Origin of the sequence: Aureimonas ureilytica DSM 18598 = NBRC 106430 (genome assembly GCF_000382705.1) — a bacterium.
Taxonomy (GTDB): domain Bacteria; phylum Pseudomonadota; class Alphaproteobacteria; order Rhizobiales; family Rhizobiaceae; genus Aureimonas; species Aureimonas ureilytica.
Genome location: NZ_ARQE01000039.1, coordinates 1 through 2934, shown reverse-complemented (window position 1 = coordinate 2934; position 2934 = coordinate 1). Strand labels below are relative to the sequence as shown.

The 2934-nt window shown below is 61.6% G+C and carries 4 protein-coding genes; all 4 read right to left on the bottom strand.

Annotation, left to right across the window (positions count from 1 at the left end):
• Positions 1-132: 132 nt before the first annotated feature.
• The gene (locus B146_RS0124450; RefSeq protein ID WP_155897715.1) at positions 133-633 is read right to left on the bottom strand and encodes a hypothetical protein; all 501 of its coding nucleotides are present in this window, start codon (positions 631-633) and stop codon (positions 133-135) included.
• Between the two features lie 139 nt (positions 634-772).
• Positions 773-958, bottom strand: a complete 186-nt coding sequence (locus tag B146_RS0124445) for a hypothetical protein (protein ID WP_019999104.1) — start codon at positions 956-958, stop codon at positions 773-775.
• Position 959: 1 nt separating this feature from the next.
• Complete coding sequence (locus B146_RS0124440; RefSeq protein WP_019999103.1) at positions 960-1304, bottom strand: hypothetical protein; 345 nt, start codon at positions 1302-1304, stop codon at positions 960-962.
• 237 nt (positions 1305-1541) lie between these two features.
• Entirely contained in the window at positions 1542-2444 is a 903-nt protein-coding gene (locus tag B146_RS0124435) for a DUF2493 domain-containing protein (RefSeq protein WP_019999102.1), read from the bottom strand.
• Between the last annotated feature and the right edge of the window lie 490 nt (positions 2445-2934).

Here is a 2934-nt window from a genome sequence, read left to right as displayed (position 1 = left end):
CGTCGGCACGCTCATCCCGCTCTTCCTCCCCGCCGAATGCGCCAACTACTTCAAAGCCGCAGGCTACGATGCAGACTGATCGGAAAACGCTCTAGACCTCGGCTTGAATGGAGATCGCCGTCTATACGCCGATCACACGAGAGGCAGGGGCGCCCGCATCATCCAAAGGCCAATGACCATGGCGGCTAGGGCGGCGATCGCAGCGATGAGGACGATGGTCAGGATGCGCACGCGCCATCGCGTAGACCGCGCAAACGCCTCGAACTTATTGAGCTGAGCCTTTGCCTCAGCGAGTGCCGCTACGCTCTCTCTATAGGTCGCCATCATGTCCTGGGTGAGCGCGTTAGGGCGCTCTCTGATGGCTTGCAGGAGTTCGGGCTTATCCTGAGGGTTGAAGATCAAGTCCTCCAGCTCCTCGAGGCGGTTCTTCAGTTGCAGAAGGGGCCCTGCTACGTCGGCTGGATTTCCATGGAGCCGGATTAGATTGTCGATAAGAGCGATCTGATCCGCGACCCCGATGGTGGCGGACACGTAGACCATGCGGTCCCGGCTGAAGTCTCGAATGCCAAGGGAGACGGCTTGCTCGGCCTGCGCGATTGCCGCGAGCATGTTTTTGCCATGGGTGTCCGGCAATGGGTTCAATTGGACCTCTGCGACATCGACGGTGAATGCCTCGACTTAGTATGAAAGCGATAGGAGGGCGTCAGCCCTCCGGCCCCGCGCTATCACCCGGCCTAAGCGAATGTGGTAGATTGCCATATAGTCGGGGCCTTCAGTAGCCGAGGAAAGCTAGGAGGTCGCCGGCATCGATGGCGTCGATGTCCGCGCCCGTGAACTCGTAGAAGTCAACGAGTGTGGCGTCGTGCTGGGCTAGAATGGCTGTTGCTGCAACCAGGCCAAGAATGATGGCGTCATCGGTGCCCCGAACGTCGAATGCGTCATCTGCGGTGAAGCGCATGTCAGCCCTCCTTCGCAAGATTGTCAGGTTCGATCTCGTCTCGGTAGATGATCGTGTACTGGGCGGCGGCCAGGACGTTCATCATGTCGGTTTTGGGGGCCTCGAAGAAACTTTCCATAAGAACGCCATCACGCAAAAGGCCTTGATCAAAGCGATAATACGGGAGCGTCGTTTCCGTGAGAAGATCCCATTCCGTCCAGCCTTCGGGTCTTCGACGCGATAGGTCGACGATACAGGTCGCGACCAATTCAAGCGCGACCCGCTCCAGTTGCGTAAGAAATATTCCCCAACGTTTCAATTCGATCCTTGCGGCAGCCATATTGGTCGCGATGGGCAGGTGAGGCATGGGGTTATGATCTCCATGCGTGGTTGAAGTTCAGTCATCGATTGGCTCGACGTCACGAAGCTAAACCATGCGGATGCTCTCGGAACGCTCTACGCCTATGAGGTCCCTGGTCAGAATTTCTCGGCATTCTGACGGACATGATGTGACATCCAATGTTTTCGAATGAAGCGGTCTTTACGGCCGGAACAGAGAAAGCCGCCCGAGGGCGGCAGTTAGCGAAGGAGGTTGGCGGGGGCGTCAGCCCCCCACTCGCATCACCTTGATGCCGAGCTTTTTTGCCTTGTCGGCGAGGTTCTCGGTGATGCCAGTGCCGGGGGTGACGATGACACCCTGGGGCATCTGTTCGAGCATCTTGTCGTTGCGTTTGAAGGGTGCGGCTCGGCCGACGCTCCAGTCGGGCTTGAAGGCGACGGCCGGGACTTTGCGGTTGGCGGCCCATTTGGCCGCAATTAGTTCGGCGCCTGTCGGGCTGCCGCCGTGGAGAAGCACCATGTCGGGGTACTTGGTGTGGGCCGCGTCGAGCGTCTTCCAGATCAGATCGTGGTCATTGTAATCGGCGCCGCCGGCGAAGGCAATCTTGGTGCCCGAAGGGCAATGCGCCTCGTTCTCGGACCGGGCCTTGGCGGCAAGGAAGTCACGGCTGTCGATCATGGCGGCGGTGAGGTTCGCGTGGGAGACCTTGGAGCCGGTGCGGGGCAGCCAGGGCGATCCGGTCATGACCTCGTAGTGCTCGGCGGCGAGATCGCGCATGGCCTCGAAGGCGTTGCGGGTTTCGGTGAGGGCGGTGCCGTCTTCCAGCAGCTTCTCCAGCTCGACGGAGCGGATCTCAGAGCCGTCCTGCTCGCGCTGCGCTTCACGGATCTTGAGGGTGGTGTCGTCGAGGCGCTTGGTGGTGTGGGCCTGGCGGCGGTGGAAGGCGTTGACGAGGCTCCAGAGCATTTCCTCCAGCTCGCCTTCGAGGCGGGTTTCGCCGAAGATGTCGGCCATGGAGGTCATGAGCGCACCGATCTGGTGGGGGAGGATGTCGGCGTCGGGCAGGGGGCGGTAGTCGCGGTCGCATTCAGCCGTGAGGCCGTAGAGCTGGATTTCCTCGAGGAGGTGAGCGGTGGGGCTGGTGGAGGAGCTGGAGTAGAGGGTCATGGCGCTTATCCTTTGAGGGAGCGGCTCTTGGCCGGGATGGCGCGATGAAAGATCGTGGCTGGAGGCCCGGAACCCCTTGGGGCGGCGCCTTAGCGCCGAGGCAAGCAAGGGCTATCTTGTCTCGCGAGGAGACCTCAGTCCGGGGTCCCCGTTCGACCTGTCGAATGGGGTGGCAAGGTCGGGGAAGATAGTCCTCGGCGCAGCCTTGAAGGACCGACAGAGGGCGCCTCTTGCGCCCGGCCTCGATCCATCGCGTCGGACATCCCGCTCCAAGAGCCGTCCCCGCAAGGAAACGCTGGTGGCCTGACCCGGCCAGCACCAAGCCCGCCCGTCAAGCGAACTCGTCGATGCTAGCGCCTAAGTCAAACCGCAACCGCGTGCGCAACGCCTCCGCTCCCCAGGCACTGAGGTCGTCGTTGAAATCGCCCAGGACAGGCACGATCTCGCGCACCCGGATAGATCGTCCGGCCTCCCGCAGCCGCTCGCGCAG